Source organism: Actinomyces faecalis, assembly GCF_013184985.2.
Lineage (GTDB): Bacteria > Actinomycetota > Actinomycetes > Actinomycetales > Actinomycetaceae > Actinomyces > Actinomyces faecalis.
The window spans coordinates 1576058-1591409 of record NZ_CP063418.1; the positions used below are offsets into that span (position 1 = coordinate 1576058).

The following is a 15352-nucleotide window of genomic DNA, read 5'->3' on the forward strand; positions in this document are numbered from 1 at the left end:
GCATGGCGGGCTCGGCTGCCTCCGGGCCGCGGGCTCAGGACCTGCCGCCGCGCACCGTCGTCGTGACAGGGCTGGGCACCACCAACCCGCTGGGCGGGGACGTGGCATCGACCTGGCAGGCGCTGCGCGAGGGGCGCTGCGCCGTGCAGCCGCTGGAGGAGGCCTGGGCGTGGGAGCACGACCTCCCTGTCCGTGTCGCGGCCCCTCTGGCTGTCGAGCCGCAGACGCTACTGACGCCCAAGGAGCATCGGCGCCTGGACCGGGCGAGCCAGTGCGCGCTGCTGGCGGCACGTCAGGCCTGGGAGCAGGCGTTCGGGGCAGCCGAGGACCTCAGGGCCGCAGTCGACGGCGAGCGGCTGGCGGTCTCGGTCTCACCAGGGATGGGACCGGTGCTCTCGGTCATGGAGGCGTGGGACACCCTGCGGGAGAAGGGCCCGCGCCGGGTGCTGCCGACGGCAGTGCCTGCGCTGATGCCCAACGCTCCGGCCGCGAGCGTCGGTATCGAGCTGGGTGCCAGAGCAGGCATCCACGCTCCGGTCTCGGCCTGCGCCTCAGGTGCCGAGGCGATCGCCTACGGCGCTGATCTCATTGAGCTCGGACGCGCCGACGTGGTCGTCGCTGGTGGCACGGACGCTGCCCTGCACCCCATGACCGTCGCTGCCTTCGCTGCGATGCGAGCGCTGTCCACCCGCAGTGAGGACGCGACGACGGCGTCGCGCCCCTTCGCTCCTGACCGTGACGGATTCGTGCTCGGCGAGGGCGCCGGCGTGCTCGTCCTGGAGTCCGCCGAGCACGCCGCCGCACGCGACGCGCAGGTACTGGCGGTTCTGGCCGGCGCGGCTGTGACGGCGGACGCCTACGACGTCGCACGGCCGGAGCCCGGCGGGGCCCAGCAGGAGCGGGCCCTGCGCGCCGCGCTCGCGCGTGCTGGTGTCGAGCCCAGCGCCCTTGGACACGTCAACGTCCACGCGACCTCGACGCCCGCTGGCGACGTGGTGGAGGCCCAGGTACTCGCGCGCACGGTGCCCGCAGCGGCCGTCTGCGCGACGAAGTCAGCCACCGGTCACCTGCTCGGCGGCGCTGGCGGCTTGGAGGCGGTGCTCACCGTCATGGCACTGGTGGAGGGATGGCTGCCACCGACCTTGCTCCCCGGCGGCATCGACCCGCAGATCGCCGCGCTCGGCCTCGACGTCGTCGGCCCGTCAGGCCGCCAGGTGCCGGGGCTCACCACCGCGGCGAGCACCTCCTTCGGCTTCGGCGGCCACGACGTCGCCCTCGTCCTCACACGCTAGAGAGGCCTACCCGACCCGGTGCAGCCAGCGCACCGGTGCGCCGGCACCTGCGTAGCGGAAGGGCTCCAGCTCGTCGTCCCAGGCCTGGCCGAGCGCCAGGTCCAGCTCGCGGCGCATCACCTCGGGCTGGGACGCGTGCGCAAGCGCCGCACGGATGCGGTCCTCCGGCACCACGACGTTGCCGTGCACATCCGTCTGGGCGTGGAAGATCCCCAGGTCAGGCGTGTGGGACCAGCGGCCGCCGTCAGAGCCGGGGGCCGCCTCCTCGGTGACCTCGTAGCGCAGGTTCGCCCAGCCTCGCAGAGCGCTGGTGAGCCTGGCACCGGTACCGACCGCCCCCACCCAGCTCGTCTCCGCACGCAGCATGCCAGGGGCGGCAGGCTGCTCGGTCCAGTCCAGGTGGACGCGAGAGCCCAGCACCTCAGCCGCCGCCCACTCGATGTGCGGGCACAGCGCGCGAGGCGCAGAGTGCACGAAAAGAACACCGCGGGTGTAGGCACCGTTCACGATGGATCGCCTCCTGGTTGGTTCGAGAGCCGTCTTCCCCTACGTTCTCGAGCCCGACCGGGCCTCCTCATGACGCACGCGGCGTGCCAGACCATCGTGCCACGGACAGCCCTCAAGAGCCAGCACCGCCGCACCTGCCGCCCGCACGTCCCGCGGGCGGCAGACCTGGGTCACAGGCCCTGGGAGCGCAGGTCCTTCATCGCCTTGGCCCGGTTCCTACGGTCCAGGCGGTCCAGATAGAGAAGGCCCTCCAGGTGGTCGCACTCGTGCTGGATGCAGCGGCCCATGAGCTCCTCGCCCTCGACCACGACCTCCTTGCCGTCCAGGTCGATGCCCGTCGCACGCGCGTACCAGGCACGCTTCGTGGGGTACCACAGGCCGGGAACGGACAAGCAGCCCTCGTCCCCGTCCTGGTACTCGTCAAGGCTCAGCTCATCGAGACGAGGGTTGAGGATGTAGCCGATCTCGCCGTCGATGTTCCAGGAGAAGGCACGCAGTCCCACGCCGATCTGGTTAGCGGCCAGGCCCGCACGGCCGTCCTCGTCCACGGTCTCCAGCAGGTCCTCAACGAGCTGCTTGACCGAGTCGTCGATGTCAGTGATCCACTCGCACTCGGTGCGCAGGACCGGGTCGCCGATGATACGGATGTCGCGGTATGCCATGCCCCCATCTTCGCACGCGGCACGCCTGGAGGCGGAACCCTTGACGCCGTGCCCGGCCGCCGGCGCTGTGCTAGCACAGCGCTAACGGACCGTCGCGGCGTCGAGCCAGGCCGTGGTCGAGGCCGGCACCTGCAGCAGACCGTCCTTCTGCTCCAGCTGCTGAGAGCTGAGCAGCACCGAGGCCTGCTCAGGCAGCGCCACCGCCTGGTCAGTGGTGTTGACCAGGACGACCACGTCACGCACCAGCATGGTGAGGGCCTGCGGAGGGCACCACTCCAGGCCGGTGACGAAGGCGAGGGTCGAGGTCGCCAGCCTGCGCTCCCGGCGCAGGCGCGTGGCATGACGCACCGTGGCCAGGGGCGAGCCGAACTGGCTGGCCTGGGTGTGGGCGTGAGCGCCCACCAGCGCCGCCAGCTCCATCGGGGACTCCGGCTTGTCCTGGTCCAGCAGGGCGATCTCATCACCCTGGCGCAGATAGAGCGCCCCCGGCAGGGCCAGCATGAGCGCCTGCATCGACAGCCCTCGACGACGGCGCTCCTGACCTGACACACCGAACCAGCGTCGGCCGTCACCGGGGTCGGTCGCCTCGCTCAGGCAGAAGCTGGGCAGGTAGCGCCACACCGGCGGAGCGCCGAAGCGGTCGTGCTCAGCGAGCGAGCTCGTGATGTGGCGCGTCAGAGAGTCCACGTCCCAGCGCGTGAGCGTCAGGGCGTCGTCGCGCAGGTGGTGCAGCCAGTCCTCCTGCAGGTGGTGGCGCATCGTGTCCGGGTAGTCGGCGGAGACGTCCGCCCCCAGGATCCCGTCCTCGACGTGCATGGCCACCAGGCCGTGGAGGAGGGTGAAGTACTCCGTCAGGCGTCGCAGGTCCGTGCGCTCATCGACCTCGGGCGGGATGATCGTGCCCAGGTCCACGCCGTCAGCACCCGCTGCCAGGAAGGCCTCGGCACGCCCGATGATCCCTTCGCCGCTGCGCTCGGCGCCCACGACGAAGCGGTCGTCGTCGTGCACGTGCGCGCCGGTGACCGGCCCCAGCGCGCCGGACACGCGTACCACCACGCGCAGGCCGCGCTCGTGCGCCTGGTCAGTCAGGCGGCGGAAGGAGTCGATCTCGGTGGCTGTGTCCAGCAGGCTCGGGCGCAGCAGCAGCGCGGTGAATCCGAGGGAGACGACGTGATCGAGCATGCGGTGGGCACCAGCCAGGTCAGCCGCACCGAGCTCAGGTGAGGCGATCTCATAGACCAGCCCGTCACGCCACCACTCGATCGGCCCTGAGGACGCACGGTGGACGAGCGTTGTCGTGGTCATCACGGCAGCTGGCTCCCTTCTGCCGGGCACGCCGCCCGGTCGCGAGGCCGGGGCGTCAACCAGTCCGCCCTCCCGTGACTCGCACAGGCCGGTGTCGAGCGTCCTCAACCTTTCAGCCATACTAGCGCGCCGCTGCGTAGGCTGAGGGCATGTCGTCACCCGAGCACGTCCTTGCCCACTCCCTAGCCGCTGCCGGAGAGGACCAGGGCGACCTCGTCGGCTACCACGCCCACGACGTCGAGCGCTTCGTGACCGAGGCCGCGAAAAACCCTCAGCGCACCCCCTTCGAGCGCGACCGCGCACGTGTGCTCCACTCCTCCGCACTGCGACGACTGGGTGCCAAGACGCAGGTACTGGGTCCTTCCGCTGACGACTTCGTGCGTACACGTCTCACCCACTCCCTGGAGGTGGCCCAGGTCGGACGCGCGATCGGACAGGCGCTGGGGTGCGACCCTGACGTCGTCGACGCTGCGTGCCTGGCCCACGACCTGGGCCACCCGCCCTACGGCCACAACGGCGAGAAGGCCCTGGACCAGGTAGCCGCCTCGATCGGGGGCTTCGAGGGCAACGCCCAGACTCTGCGCCTGCTCACACGCCTGGAGCCCAAGACCCTGGACGGCTCCGGGCACAGCGTGGGCCTCAACCTCACCCGGGCGAGCCTGGACGCCGTGGCCAAGTACCCCTGGGCCAAGGGCGAGGGACCAGGCGGGCCGGAGGGCAAGAGCTCACGCAAGTACTGCTGCTACGACGACGACCGTGAGGTCTTCGACTGGATGCGCACCGGTGCTCCGGCCGACCGGCGCTGCCTGGAGGCTCAGGTCATGGACTTCTCTGACGACGTGGGATACTCCGTCCACGACGTCGAGGACGCGATCGCGCTGGGGAAGATGGACCCGGCTGCCCTGCGCAGGGCGGCCGAGGGGCAGGCCGTGGTCGAGGCGACGCTCAGCTGGTACGGCAACGACCTCGACGGCGACGAGCTGGAGGACGCCTGGCGCAGGCTCACGTCCCTGGACAGCTGGATCGACGGCTACAGCGGTTCCGTGGCCGACGCGGCGGGGCTGAAGAACATGACGAGCCAGCTCATCGGGCGCTTCGTCTCCGACGTCGCCCGAGCCACCCGTGAGGTCTTCGGGGACGGCCCCCTGGCCCGCTACGACGCCGACCTCGTCCTCCCCGAGCGCACACGCGCCGAGATCCTCGTCCTCAAGGGCGCTGCCGTGCGCTACGTCATGGCTCCCCGCGAGCACGAGCCGGTCTACCTGCGCCAGCGCACTGAGCTGTTCGACCTCGCTGACGCGCTGAGCACGTCCGGAGACAGGCACCTGGAGCCAGTCTTCGCCGAGGCCTGGCGGCAGGCGGGTGACGACGCCGGGAGGCTGCGTGCCGTCGTCGACCAAGTGGCCTCTCTCACTGACACCTCAGCCCGTCAGTGGCACGCCCGTCTGTGCGGGATGTTCTCGGAGGTCTAGGCCTGTGGACGGCCGCGAGCGCAGGCCCCGGCCCCGGAGCGAGCGCGCTTAAGATGACCGCATGGCGGGACTGATCAAGCGCGAGGACATCGAGGCGGTGCGTGAGCGCGCCAGGATCGAGGACGTCGTCGGCGAGCACGTCACGCTCAAGAGCGGCGGTGTGGGCTCGATGAAGGGCCTGTGCCCCTTCCACGACGAGAAGACCCCCTCCTTCCACGTCCGGCCGCAGCTGGGCCTGTGGCACTGCTTCGGCTGCGGGGAGGGCGGGGACGTCATCTCCTTCGTGGAGAAGGTCAACCACCTGTCCTTCGCTGAGGCCGTGGAGTACCTGGCCGGGAGGGTCGGGGTCCAGCTGCGCTACGAGGACTCCTCCGGAGACGTGCGCCGCGGCGTCGAGCCCGGCACCCGCCATCGCCTGCTGGAGGCCAACCGCGTGGCGGAGGAGTGGTTCCGCGCCCAGCTCTCCCCTGCCAACCCTGCCGCCGCTGCCGCCGGACGCTTCCTGTACGGTCGGGGGTTCGACGACGCGGCCCTGGCCCGCTTCGGGGTCGGCTACGCCCCGGCGGGGTGGGACAACCTGGCGGGTCACCTGCGTTCGAAGGGCTTCACCGAGGCTGAGCTCGTCGCCTCCGGCCTGTGCGGGCAGGGGGGATCTGGAGGCGGCCGGGTCTACGACCGCTTTCGGGACCGGATCATGTGGCCCATCCGGGACGTGACCGGCGCGACCGTCGGCTTCGGAGGCCGCCGGCTGAGCGACGAGGACAAGACGGTCCCCAAGTACCTCAACACCCCGGAGACCGCGATCTACCACAAGAGCCAGGTCCTCTACGGGCTGGACCTGGCCAAGAAGGACATCGCCAGCCAGCACCGCGTGGTGGTGGTCGAGGGGTACACGGACGTCATGGCTGCCCACCTGTCCGGTGTGACGGTCGCGGTGGCGACCTGCGGGACGGCCTTCGGCGAGGACCACGTGCGGATCGTGCGACGCCTGCTGGGAGACAGCGCCGACCCCTCAGCCGGCGTCGTCATGGGCAACCGCGTGCGCGGAGGGGAGGTCATCTTCACCTTTGACGGGGACGCGGCCGGTCAGAAGGCAGCCCTGCGCGCCTACGGCGAGGACCAGCACTTCGCGGCCCAGACCTTCGTCGCCGTCGAGCCGCACGGGTTGGACCCGTGTGACCTGAGGCTGGAGGAGGGCAACCAGGGAATTCCCCGGCTGCTGGAGCGGCGCAAGCCCTTGTTCGAGTTCGTCATCCGTACCTGCCTGGCTGACCTGGACCTGGACACTGCCGAGGGGCGTGTGCATGGCCTGCGAACGGCGGCGCCGGTCGTGGCCGGGATCCGGGACCGGGCGCTGCGCCGCGAGTACGCCCGGCGCCTGGCCGGCTGGGTGGCCCTGCCTGAGGCTGACGTGCTGCGCGCCGTGCAGTCCGCTGAGCGCCGTGGAGGCGGGGCCTCTCAGGGCACGACCGGCGGCGGGGACGCGGTCCTGGGCACCGACGCACGACGTCCGGCCCTGGAGCCGGTGACGGACCAGGTCACGGCCCTGGAGCGTCAGGCCCTGGCGACGATGGTCCAGCAGCCTCTGGCGGCCGCGAGAGCGGGAGCGGACACGATCGAGGCCGCCGCCTTCTCCAACGCGGTTCACCGTGCCGCCTTCGAGGCCATCGAGGCCGCTGGAGGGGTGAGCCGGATGCAGGACGAGGTCGCAGCGCTCACGGCCGGCGGCATGGGCGTCAAGGAGGTCGAGCGCACCGCCTTCGCCCACTGGGTGGAGCAGGTGCGTCTGGGAGCCACCTCACAGATCGACGCTGCTCTCACGGCGCTGGCTGTCGTGACCCTCCCTGTCTCGACGCGCCGCGGCTCGCAGGAGATCGATGCCGACGCCCTGGAGCGCTACGCGCGCGACGTGGTGACATCCCTGGCCCGTATGGGGGTCAACCGGAGGCTCACCGAGCTACGTGGCCGGCAGAAGCGTATGTCCGCGGAGGACCCGGGGTACCGCGAGCTCTTCGAGGAGATCGTGGGCCTGGAGAACAAGCGCATGCAGCTGAGCCGGCAGGGCTGAGCGGGAACGCCGGAAGCCCCGGCCGGTGGGGCCGGGGCTTCCGAGAGGCTCCTGCGGCTGGACTCGAACCAGCAACCGTCCGGTAAGTGATCCGTTCTCCCCCCGCACCCCACAGCGGATCGCAGCCTGAGAGCAGGACGAGCCCCACCACCAAGCGGTAGTGACAGACCGCACAGGCGCAGCCTTACATACCGCACATGGAATACACCAACGACGACCCCCGGTCCAAGCCCGTCCCCCTCCCCTGGCGCGAGCCCCTCGGCGCATGGCGCGCCGCCATGGTCGCAGCAGGAGCATCCCACCAGACACTGCGAGTGCGCACCTACTGGATCACGGCCCTCGCCCGGCACACAGGAACCGGCCCATGGGACGTCACCGACGACGCCCTCATCGCATGGGCAGGACGAACCGCATGGTCCTCCGAGACCAGACGATCCGCCTACGCCTCAGTACGCAAGTTCTACGACTGGGCACTCAGAGCCGGACGCACCAGCCACGACCCCTCCACCGCGCTACCACGCGTCAGAGAGTCCCAGCCCTCACCACACCCCTGCCCCGACCTCGTACTCACCCAGGCGGCCGCCCACGCGCCCGACGACGTGGCACTCATGATCACCATCGCCTCCAGGCTCGGTCTACGACGCGGCGAGGTCGCCCGCATACACGCCCAGGACCTGAGCGAAGACCTCCTGGGACACAGCCTCCTCGTCCACGGCAAAGGAGGCCGCGAGCGCACTGTGCCCGTCACTGACGACCTGGCCCGGACGATCCGAGAGCGGGCTGGTGGAGGGTGGCTCTTCCCGGGGAGGGTCGGCGGGCACCTGTCACCTGACACCGTGGGGCGCAAGGTCGCCCGGGCCCTACCGCAGGGGTGGTCTATGCACTCCCTACGGCACCGGTTCGGGACGGTGGCCTATGAGCGCAGCCAGGACCTGATGGCGGTCCAGAGGCTGCTGGGTCACGCCTCTCCCAAGACGACCCAGCGGTACGTGGCCACAGACGCCCGGAGGCTGCGTGCCGTCGCCGCCGCGGCATAGGCGTACTCGTCGCAACGCGTCCGCCCGTAGGGCCCGTAGACAGCGCGTGTCCCCGCCACCCATAACCGGGCGGCGGGGACACATCACGCTGCTGTTAGGCGGGCTGACGCGCGCTCGAGGTACGGGCCATGATCGTCGAGTCCGCAGCCGAAGCCGCGTCGAACCGCAGGGACACAGCCAGGTTCGGCAGGAACGACGCCAAGAACGGCTCGTCCTTGGAGTGAATGTGCAGTGCCCGGGTCAGGTCATGGAGCGGGAACTTCGCGTTGAGGTTGAGGACCTCGATACCGACGGCGACCCCCATCTCGTTGAGGTCGACGAAGACGTCCTCGGAGTACTCAAACGTCTCAGCGATCGGGTCGTCAGACAGCGAGATGTAACAGGCGCGGACCTCAGGGTCGAGCGTGACGGTGCGGTGCGGTGCGCTCATAGGTGCTCTCCTCCTTACGGGCTAACCGTACCGGTCTTATCTGGGAGCATTGGGGCTTTTCGCGATGCATGTCACGATTGTCACCACCCCCATGTAGTTCGGTGGGTGCGAAGCAACCACAACGATCCTGTACCCGTCCTCCATAGGATGCGAGACGTACCTCATACGGTCCGGCGCGTTACCCGGCTCAGTGCGCTCAGGGTTGTTCAGGGCCTGGTCGATCTCCTCGTGCGTGATACTGCGCCCGCGAGCGCGCTGCCGTCCATGCTTGGAGTAGCGGTAGGTGAGCCTCATCGTTCACTGTCCTGAGCCTGCTCCAGGAACGCCACCTCGAACTTCAGTGTCCGATCCACTCCCTCAGTCTCATCAATGTCAATCTCAACCGTGTACGTGCCTGCTACGAGCAGTGGGATAGCGATCTGGACGGCGAAGACGATGCCCCGCCTGTGCCCCGAGTACGGCGGGTGGGCTTCCTCGGACGCGTCCAGGCGGTTGGTTGCCTCAATGACCAGCGGCTCATCACCTGGGGAGATCACTCTCACTGTCAACCCAATGTCCCTGCGGTCCGGCTCGTCGCACCGGATGCGTCCAGCCACCGCTAGGAATGCCTGCATCGGCACTTGCTCAACCAGTACCCGCGTGAATGATGCGCCCACCACAGTCAGCTTTGACTCCTGGATCGCGGCATAGTCCGCAAGCATCGCGTAGTCGAGATCAATCATGGGCTGATCCTACGAGGCCAGCCTGCGCCTATCGGCGTTTTTACACGACCTCGCATGACGGTGGGAACGAGACACTATTACTTCCCACCCTCGACCTTACCTGCTGCGTTAGCCGGACTTGGGACGGGGACACCGCCCCTTCCAGACAAAGGAGAAGCCCCCGGGGATCATCCGGGGGCCTTACGGAAGGAGGGAAACGATGATCTGGAACATCATCGGCATCCTGGTCGCCCTTCCAGCATCCATGGTAGCAGTCATAGAGCTCTGTCGGCTGCTCAGACCGGGACGCGGGAGGCACCGCAAGCGGTAAGGCGACCACCCCTCCCGGCAGCCGCCGGGAGGGGCCCTTCCCTCCTCATTATCACGATGCCTCGGATCAATCGCGACGACCCCACGCCCGCTCATTTTCGTGCCATGAGGGAGGCTCACGGTATCGCCCGCCCGGACCTCGTGCACCTCATGGGAGTCAGGCTCACCAGCGTGCGCGACTGGGACCTGCGCACGACAGCCCCGGACGAGGCGTGGCGGATTCTCGACGGCCAGGCGCGATCGCCGAGGAGCTGGGCGTGCCCGTGTGGGTCGCCCAGACCCTCCAGGCCACCCTCGACCCCTGGGACTAGCCGCGAGCGCTCAGTGAGCGCTGGGGGGCGAGTGTGTCGCCGTATGCGGGGAAGAGGTACTTGGCCATGATTGCGACGATGCCGACGACTTCGATAGTTAATCCGGTTATGAAGGCAACAGCGATTGTCTCCGTCATGCGGTTGGTGCAGGTGAGCCAGATGGAGATGATTATCGAGGTCGCGACGCATGCCCCGGCCAGGCTGATTCCCGCGATGAAGAACCACTCTCTGAGCTTGTTTGCTTGCTCGACTCGTACGGCCTCGGCGTCGCGCATCCGCTCGTCAGCCCTTTTGGCGACTCGCTCTGCAACCTTGCCTACTGGAAGGTCGCTCTGCGGCTCTTGATCCTGTGACGCACGGAAGAACTCGTCGAGTGAGGCGTCAGAGGGGCCTGGTTCTGTCACTGGTCATTCCTGGTTTGATCAGCGATGTCGATGCGCTTTAGACGGGTGTTCATGGCTGCCACTGATACGCCGAAGTGTGCCGCCATCTCGACAGCTGTCTTCCCAGCCTCTCGTAGACGCTGGATCTCTTCCTGCGGCATGAGCAGGGTTCCGGCGAACTCGTCTGCGTAGAACTCGTGTAGGTCGTACTGGCCGGAGCCTCGCCGGTCTACGAAGGAGTACTCACTGTCATCGGCGTTCATGCGCTCGAAGTAGTGCCCGATCTCGTGGGCGATCGTGAAGCGTTGACGCACCTCAAGCTCAGTCGAGTCGACGTAGATCTGAGGGTTTGAGTACTTATTGCGCTTGATGATGAGGCCAGAGGTGTCCTCAGTCAGCGGGGCGATGATGACCTCTAGGCCGATCATCTCTGCGATCGTCTTAACGTCGCGAGGGAAGACGCCATCACGGTCATAGCCACGTGCCACGGACTCTGCGTCCGCGCGCGCCTGCTGCCATACCAGCACACTCACCACCCCCTGTCATTTGCATGATACCGGCCCGTATGGTGCGGCACGCCGGATATATCCCACTCCCCAGCCGTGCGCGGCTGGTGGGGGCACTGTCAACCCACGCCTCACCGAGCGGCTCACCACACAGCACACCCCCAGCTGCCAGCGGATACGCATACAGCACCCCATGCATCGGCACCACCCCTTGGCGGAAGCCATTTTTGTGTTACACTATTCGCGTGCCGAGCAGCCTGCCCCTCGTCGTCCATCCTCGCATCAGTGAGCGGCACCCTGAGATCAGCGAGGACGACGTGCGAGCCGCCTGGGAGCACGCCTACCTCTCGGCCTGCAGACCTGGTGAGAGCGTGTGGGTCGTGCTCGGCCACGACATGCGCGGTCGCGAGGTGGAGATACTCATCGACGTGCGCCCCGCCTGCCTGGTGGCCTTTCACGCCATGACACCACCGACCAGGAAGATTCGCAGCGAGCTTGACCGGATCCTTAGGAGGACACGATGACCACCAGCAAGCCAACCAGCGAGATGACCGGTGCCGAGCTCGACGCCCACCTCGGGCTCGACACCGCGCGCTACGAGCGCCTGGCCCACGAGTACGAGAGCGACGCCTTCCCGGACGACTGCCACACGAGCGTGGTGCGTGGTCGCCCACGCATCCTGGGGGAGGAGACAGCCACGCTGACCCTGCGCGTACCACGAGGCCTGGCTGACGCCCTGACCGACAAGGCTCAACGCGAGGGCGTCTCACGCTCCGCCCTCATCCGCACCGCGCTCGCCCAGGCTGTCTGACCTACACGCGGATAGGCCCTCAGTGACGACAAGAAGCGCCCCCACCAGCCGTAACTGGCCGGTGGGGGCGCTTTGGGTCTAGGTGGGTGTGCCGGGTAGGGACAGTGGCCAGGTGCCTGCTGGCAGGGGCAGGCTCAGGTGGGCGCTGGCGGCGGTGGTCAGCATCCATGACGCGCCACCACCGGTGACGTAGGCGTGGAGGTTGGTCCCGCTGCTGGAGCCGACCGTGTAGTCCGTCCACGTGTGAGAGGCAGGGTGCTTGGCCATGATGAGCGGGGCGAGCTCGCCAGGTACTGGCAGACGGCCCTTGAATCCGCCCTCGCTCTCGGTGACCAGCGCCCAGTTGGCCTTCCTCCACCGCAGGTCGACGCGCCCACCGCACAGACGGACCTGGTAGCCGTCGAGCAGCAGGCCAGGATTGACGGTCCTGGCCCAGGCCGTGACATCTCGCCAGCCGGTGTCGCCGTCGACCACGACCCAGCCGGTGGGGCGCCTGCGCCACACCCAGGCCCCCACACCGGCGCCGTCAGTCGACACGTAGGTGGAGCCCACGGGTGCGGTGCGCACCTGCTCGGCCAGGTCAGGGGGCACGGCCCCCACGTCGGGGCGGCCCGGCCCCACGACCTGCATGTGCGAGGGTGACCCGGTAGGGCCGCGCTCACCCTGGGGGCCTGTCTCACCCCGGGGCCCAGGCACGCCCTGGGGTCCGGTGGGGCCCTGGGGGCCTGTCTCACCCCTAGGCCCAGGCACGCCCTGGGGGCCTGTCTCGCCCTGGGGGCCGGTGGGGCCTGCTGGTCCGGTCCCGCCCTGGGGGCCGGTGGGTCCCGCCTGGCCCCTGGGGCCTGTCTGGCCCTGGGGTCCGGTAGGGCCTTGGGGGCCGGTGGGTCCGGTCTCGCCCCTGGGGCCGGTCAGGCGTCCGGCCTCCACGGCCTCACGCACCGCCGACAGGTCCCCGGCGGCGGCCTGGGCGGCGGCCTGGGCGGCGCGTGCCGCGCCCTCAGCCACCGTCACCGCGTCACCCTCATACGCGGCCTGCGGTACCAGGTCGGCCAGGTCGTAGACCTGCCCGGCGCGCAGCACCACGTGGGAGCGCCAGTCCACCCCGGGGGCGACCAGGCGCAGCAGGTAGGTCCACTCACCGCCCGGCTCCACGCCGGGGGCCTGGCAGCCGACCACGTCCACCCAGGCCCGGCCCACCCCGCCCGTGCCGGTGCTGGTCAGGCGGCCGTGCTGGTCGAGGGTGGCGCGCGCCCGGTGGGCCACCAGCACCCGGCCACCCTCCAGCACGGCCCTGGGGGAGCAGGGGTCAGGGTCCAGGGACAGGGTGCCGCTGGCAGGGGCGGTACCGTCAGGCAGCACCACCCGCCCGCCAAGGCGCGCCCACGGCAGCGGAGGGGCAGCGATCTGCTCAGTGTCGGTCATGGTGCCTCCTTGGCTCGCGCCTGGCCTTGACGTCGTCGATCCGGGCGTGGATCACCTGGTGGGCGCGGTCGGAGGACGCGGTGTGCGCGCGCAGGTCGTCTCGCAGCCCGTCGATCTGCAGCTCGGCCCGGCGGTCGCGTGACTCCCTGGCCTCGGCCTCGGCGATACGGGCCATCTCCGAGGCGTCCATGCGCTGGAGCATCGTGGCCTGCCCTGCCGTCAGGTCAGCCACAGCCGTGATCAGCCCGTCGACGTCGTCACGCAGGTGCGTGCCGTGGCTGTTGGTCACCCCGTCCCTGGCGGCGGCCGCCTGCCCGGCGGCCTCGACCGACGCCTCCGCAGCCCTCCTGGCCTGGTCCGACACCCCGTCGAGCTGGGCGGTGATACGCCGCTGCAGCCAGCGTGCCAGCGCCGTCAGCACCCCGGCCAGGGCCACGACGACGGCGGACAGGGCTGCCAGCGCCTCAGGGGTGGTCATCGCCTGGGTGACCGGGGCCGGCAGCGACTGAGCCAGGGGCAGCAGCAGGCTCACCGGTCCTCCTCGCCGCAGGCCTCACCCGTGGTGGGGTGAGGCGTCCAGGTGGGAGCCATGACGCCACCGTCAGGGTCCGGCGGGTCCGGCACGGGCGGGACGGCCAGGTGGCGGGCACGGTAGTCGGCCCGCGTCTGGCCTCCAGGGGTACGGATACCGATCCAGTCGATCAGGCGGACGTCACCGACACGGACGGCGGCCAGGGCCTGGTAGACGGCCCACGCGACGCCCAGGATGCCGCTGGCCTGGGTGGCGACCAGCCGCCAGGAGAGCGGGTAGGAGGACACCAGCCAGATGACCACCGAGGCGACCAGCGCCACGACCACCAGGAGGGCGGCCCGGCGCTGGGGCGTCCACCAGGGGCGGTCGAGCGCGGCCTGGACCACCGGCCACACCAGCCCCGTCCACACGACAGCGGTCATGGGGTCGGCGCCGACACCCCGGACCGCCTCCCACAGACCCATAGCGTCTCCGAGCGTCACCATCACCACACCCGTCCGTTGTTGAGGGCGGTCTGGACCGCGCGGGCCGTGACCGCACCCAGGTAGCCGTCCACGGCCACGCCCAGGCGGGACTGCCACGCCCGGACCGTGTCCGGGCCCAGGACCCCGTCAGCGCTCACGCCCAGGGCGGACTGGAGAGCACGGACGACCGGGGACCCGGCGCCGGAGCGGTCCCAGACCCAGCCGCCGCCAGCAGCCGGCGCATACTTCCGGTTAGGTGCCCACTGGCCCCAGACCTCCCCGTCCACGGGCGTTCCCAGGACAGACTGGAGGGCACGGATGGTGGCCGGGCCGATCACACCGTCCACCGCCAGGCCACTGGCCTGGGCGGGCTGAGCGGGGGCTGCGGTGCCGGTGTAGTTGGGGCGGATGACCGCCGCGATGCCACGGCTGCGACGACGACGCCACACACCGTTGCCCGCCGACTGGGACCCTGCCGCCCCGGACGAGGTGTTGCCCTCGATGGTCTGCAGGACCCCGCCGCCCAGGTTCCGCTCGACCAGGCCCACGTGGTCGGTGGGGCCACCGTCCCAGTTGAAGATCACGACATCGCCGGGCTGGGCCTGGGCGACGGGCACGAGACGGCAGCCGGCTCGACGCGCCTGGGCGATCGTGGTGTCCGTGTGCGAGGAGTAGCCGCCGATCGCACCGACCTGGCCGCACTCGTCCAGGCACATGGCCACGAACAGCATGCACCACCAGATCCTGTTGGACGGTCCGAGGAGCCAGGCCCCCTTTCCACGGTGGTACCAGTACCGGGCGGCCTCGGAGCCGACCTGCGGGTCACGGGGAGCGTAGTAGCCGATACGTGAGGCGGCGCGGGCGAGGACCTGCTGCTGGACGCTCATGCCTGCTCCTCCTCACCGGTGTCGACCTGGGCGTCCTGGGGCACGTCCGCACCCTCGTCCTCGCGCGGGTCAGTGCCAGGGCGCGTCAGCTCCCCGTCAGGGACCTGGGACTCCTCCCAGGAGGCCGCGAGCGCGGTCAGGTCCGCGTCGCCCGTGTCTGTGGCCGTGGTTGTGGCTGTGGTGGTGTCTGTCATGGTTCCTCCCTTTGTGGGTATGAGGAGAGCCCCGCACC

Annotated in this window: 19 protein-coding genes; 6 read left to right on the forward strand and 13 right to left on the reverse strand. The window is 69.7% G+C overall.

All coding sequences use genetic code 11. The annotated features are described in order from the left end of the window. Nucleotides 1-2: 2 nt before the first annotated feature. A complete protein-coding gene (locus HRL51_RS06660; RefSeq protein ID WP_172120168.1) occupies nt 3-1292 on the forward strand; it encodes a beta-ketoacyl-[acyl-carrier-protein] synthase family protein in 1290 nt (429 codons plus the stop codon). 6 nt (nt 1293-1298) lie between these two features. Here HRL51_RS06660 and HRL51_RS06665 read toward each other — a convergent pair whose 3' ends face one another. The 3 genes from HRL51_RS06665 to HRL51_RS06675 all read right to left on the reverse strand — a co-directional run bounded on the left by HRL51_RS06665 (nt 1299) and on the right by HRL51_RS06675 (nt 3769). Next, entirely contained in the window at nt 1299-1799 is a 501-nt protein-coding gene (locus HRL51_RS06665) for a DUF3145 domain-containing protein (protein ID WP_172120169.1), read from the reverse strand. Nucleotides 1800-1969: 170 nt separating this feature from the next. Then, nucleotides 1970-2461 (reverse strand): peptide deformylase, encoded by a 492-nt coding sequence (def, locus tag HRL51_RS06670; protein ID WP_172120170.1) that lies wholly within the window; start codon nt 2459-2461, stop codon nt 1970-1972. Nucleotides 2462-2542: 81 nt separating this feature from the next. After that, complete coding sequence (locus tag HRL51_RS06675) at nt 2543-3769, reverse strand: glycosidase (RefSeq protein WP_172120171.1); 1227 nt, start codon at nt 3767-3769, stop codon at nt 2543-2545. 146 nt (nt 3770-3915) lie between these two features. On the opposite strand from HRL51_RS06675, the gene HRL51_RS06680 reads away from it, so the two are divergent. The 3 genes from HRL51_RS06680 to HRL51_RS06690 all read left to right on the forward strand — a co-directional run bounded on the left by HRL51_RS06680 (nt 3916) and on the right by HRL51_RS06690 (nt 8343). Next, nucleotides 3916-5238, forward strand: coding sequence for a deoxyguanosinetriphosphate triphosphohydrolase (locus HRL51_RS06680; protein WP_172120172.1), 1323 nt, complete (start codon nt 3916-3918; stop codon nt 5236-5238). 61 nt (nt 5239-5299) lie between these two features. Continuing rightward, complete coding sequence (dnaG, locus tag HRL51_RS06685; RefSeq protein ID WP_172193491.1) at nt 5300-7306, forward strand: DNA primase; 2007 nt, start codon at nt 5300-5302, stop codon at nt 7304-7306. A 197-nt stretch (nt 7307-7503) separates the two neighbouring features. Further along, nucleotides 7504-8343, forward strand: a complete 840-nt coding sequence (locus HRL51_RS06690; protein ID WP_172193492.1) for a tyrosine-type recombinase/integrase — start codon at nt 7504-7506, stop codon at nt 8341-8343. A 94-nt stretch (nt 8344-8437) separates the two neighbouring features. On the opposite strand, the gene HRL51_RS06695 is transcribed toward HRL51_RS06690, so the two are convergent. The 5 genes from HRL51_RS06695 to HRL51_RS06715 form a co-directional block, all read right to left on the reverse strand. Then, nucleotides 8438-8773 carry a DUF2283 domain-containing protein gene (locus HRL51_RS06695; protein ID WP_172193494.1) on the reverse strand — a complete coding sequence of 112 codons (336 nt, stop codon included), beginning with the start codon at nt 8771-8773 and terminating at the stop codon, nt 8438-8440. A 36-nt stretch (nt 8774-8809) separates the two neighbouring features. After that, nucleotides 8810-9067, reverse strand: a complete 258-nt coding sequence (locus HRL51_RS12010; RefSeq protein WP_172120176.1) for a DUF4258 domain-containing protein — start codon at nt 9065-9067, stop codon at nt 8810-8812. Beyond that, nucleotides 9064-9495: a DUF6941 family protein gene (locus HRL51_RS06705; protein ID WP_172120177.1), complete on the reverse strand. Its 432-nt coding sequence runs from the start codon at nt 9493-9495 to the stop codon at nt 9064-9066. Before HRL51_RS06705 ends, HRL51_RS12010 begins: the two co-directional genes overlap by 4 nt. 616 nt (nt 9496-10111) lie before the next feature. Next, nucleotides 10112-10519, reverse strand: a complete 408-nt coding sequence (locus HRL51_RS06710; protein ID WP_172120178.1) for a hypothetical protein — start codon at nt 10517-10519, stop codon at nt 10112-10114. Further along, a complete protein-coding gene (locus tag HRL51_RS06715) occupies nt 10516-11025 on the reverse strand; it encodes an ImmA/IrrE family metallo-endopeptidase (protein WP_172193495.1) in 510 nt (169 codons plus the stop codon). Before HRL51_RS06715 ends, HRL51_RS06710 begins: the two co-directional genes overlap by 4 nt. A 224-nt stretch (nt 11026-11249) precedes the next feature. Between HRL51_RS06715 and HRL51_RS06720 the strand changes: the two genes are divergently transcribed. Together HRL51_RS06720 and HRL51_RS06725 are read left to right on the forward strand one after the other, a co-directional pair. Beyond that, nucleotides 11250-11528, forward strand: a complete 279-nt coding sequence (locus HRL51_RS06720) for a hypothetical protein (protein ID WP_218957615.1) — start codon at nt 11250-11252, stop codon at nt 11526-11528. Then, nucleotides 11525-11815: a ribbon-helix-helix domain-containing protein gene (locus tag HRL51_RS06725; RefSeq protein WP_172120181.1), complete on the forward strand. Its 291-nt coding sequence runs from the start codon at nt 11525-11527 to the stop codon at nt 11813-11815. The genes HRL51_RS06720 and HRL51_RS06725 overlap by 4 nt, the downstream gene beginning before the upstream one ends. 78 nt (nt 11816-11893) lie before the next feature. Here HRL51_RS06725 and HRL51_RS06730 read toward each other — a convergent pair whose 3' ends face one another. Genes HRL51_RS06730 through HRL51_RS06750 form a run of 5 tightly spaced genes read right to left on the reverse strand, consistent with a single transcriptional unit; the run spans nt 11894 to nt 15314 of the window. Beyond that, complete coding sequence (locus HRL51_RS06730) at nt 11894-13237, reverse strand: collagen-like protein (protein ID WP_194256515.1); 1344 nt, start codon at nt 13235-13237, stop codon at nt 11894-11896. Further along, nucleotides 13224-13769: a hypothetical protein gene (locus HRL51_RS06735; protein ID WP_172121324.1), complete on the reverse strand. Its 546-nt coding sequence runs from the start codon at nt 13767-13769 to the stop codon at nt 13224-13226. The genes HRL51_RS06730 and HRL51_RS06735 overlap by 14 nt, the downstream gene beginning before the upstream one ends. Continuing rightward, complete coding sequence (locus tag HRL51_RS06740) at nt 13766-14254, reverse strand: hypothetical protein (protein WP_235954492.1); 489 nt, start codon at nt 14252-14254, stop codon at nt 13766-13768. The genes HRL51_RS06735 and HRL51_RS06740 overlap by 4 nt, the downstream gene beginning before the upstream one ends. Continuing rightward, nucleotides 14254-15120 carry a C40 family peptidase gene (locus HRL51_RS06745; protein ID WP_172121323.1) on the reverse strand — a complete coding sequence of 289 codons (867 nt, stop codon included), beginning with the start codon at nt 15118-15120 and terminating at the stop codon, nt 14254-14256. The genes HRL51_RS06740 and HRL51_RS06745 overlap by 1 nt, the downstream gene beginning before the upstream one ends. Beyond that, nucleotides 15117-15314 carry a hypothetical protein gene (locus tag HRL51_RS06750; protein WP_172121322.1) on the reverse strand — a complete coding sequence of 66 codons (198 nt, stop codon included), beginning with the start codon at nt 15312-15314 and terminating at the stop codon, nt 15117-15119. The genes HRL51_RS06745 and HRL51_RS06750 overlap by 4 nt, the downstream gene beginning before the upstream one ends. Nucleotides 15315-15352 lie beyond the last annotated feature (38 nt).

Bases quoted from the DNA above. Each gene is read 5' to 3' on its own strand.
- HRL51_RS06660 (WP_172120168.1), top strand. From the start codon at position 3: ATGGCGGGCTCGGCTGCCTCCGGGCCGCGGGCTCAGGACCTGCCGCCG.
- def (WP_172120170.1), bottom strand. From the start codon at position 2,461: ATGGCATACCGCGACATCCGTATCATCGGCGACCCGGTCCTGCGCACC.
- HRL51_RS06680 (WP_172120172.1), top strand. From the start codon at position 3,916: ATGTCGTCACCCGAGCACGTCCTTGCCCACTCCCTAGCCGCTGCCGGA.
- dnaG (WP_172193491.1), top strand. From the start codon at position 5,300: ATGGCGGGACTGATCAAGCGCGAGGACATCGAGGCGGTGCGTGAGCGC.
- HRL51_RS06690 (WP_172193492.1), top strand. From the start codon at position 7,504: ATGGAATACACCAACGACGACCCCCGGTCCAAGCCCGTCCCCCTCCCC.
- HRL51_RS06695 (WP_172193494.1), bottom strand. From the start codon at position 8,773: ATGAGCGCACCGCACCGCACCGTCACGCTCGACCCTGAGGTCCGCGCC.
- HRL51_RS12010 (WP_172120176.1), bottom strand. From the start codon at position 9,067: ATGAGGCTCACCTACCGCTACTCCAAGCATGGACGGCAGCGCGCTCGC.
- HRL51_RS06705 (WP_172120177.1), bottom strand. From the start codon at position 9,495: ATGATTGATCTCGACTACGCGATGCTTGCGGACTATGCCGCGATCCAG.
- HRL51_RS06725 (WP_172120181.1), top strand. From the start codon at position 11,525: ATGACCACCAGCAAGCCAACCAGCGAGATGACCGGTGCCGAGCTCGAC.
- HRL51_RS06730 (WP_194256515.1), bottom strand. From the start codon at position 13,237: ATGACCGACACTGAGCAGATCGCTGCCCCTCCGCTGCCGTGGGCGCGC.
- HRL51_RS06740 (WP_235954492.1), bottom strand. From the start codon at position 14,254: ATGGTGACGCTCGGAGACGCTATGGGTCTGTGGGAGGCGGTCCGGGGT.
- HRL51_RS06745 (WP_172121323.1), bottom strand. From the start codon at position 15,120: ATGAGCGTCCAGCAGCAGGTCCTCGCCCGCGCCGCCTCACGTATCGGC.
- HRL51_RS06750 (WP_172121322.1), bottom strand. From the start codon at position 15,314: ATGACAGACACCACCACAGCCACAACCACGGCCACAGACACGGGCGAC.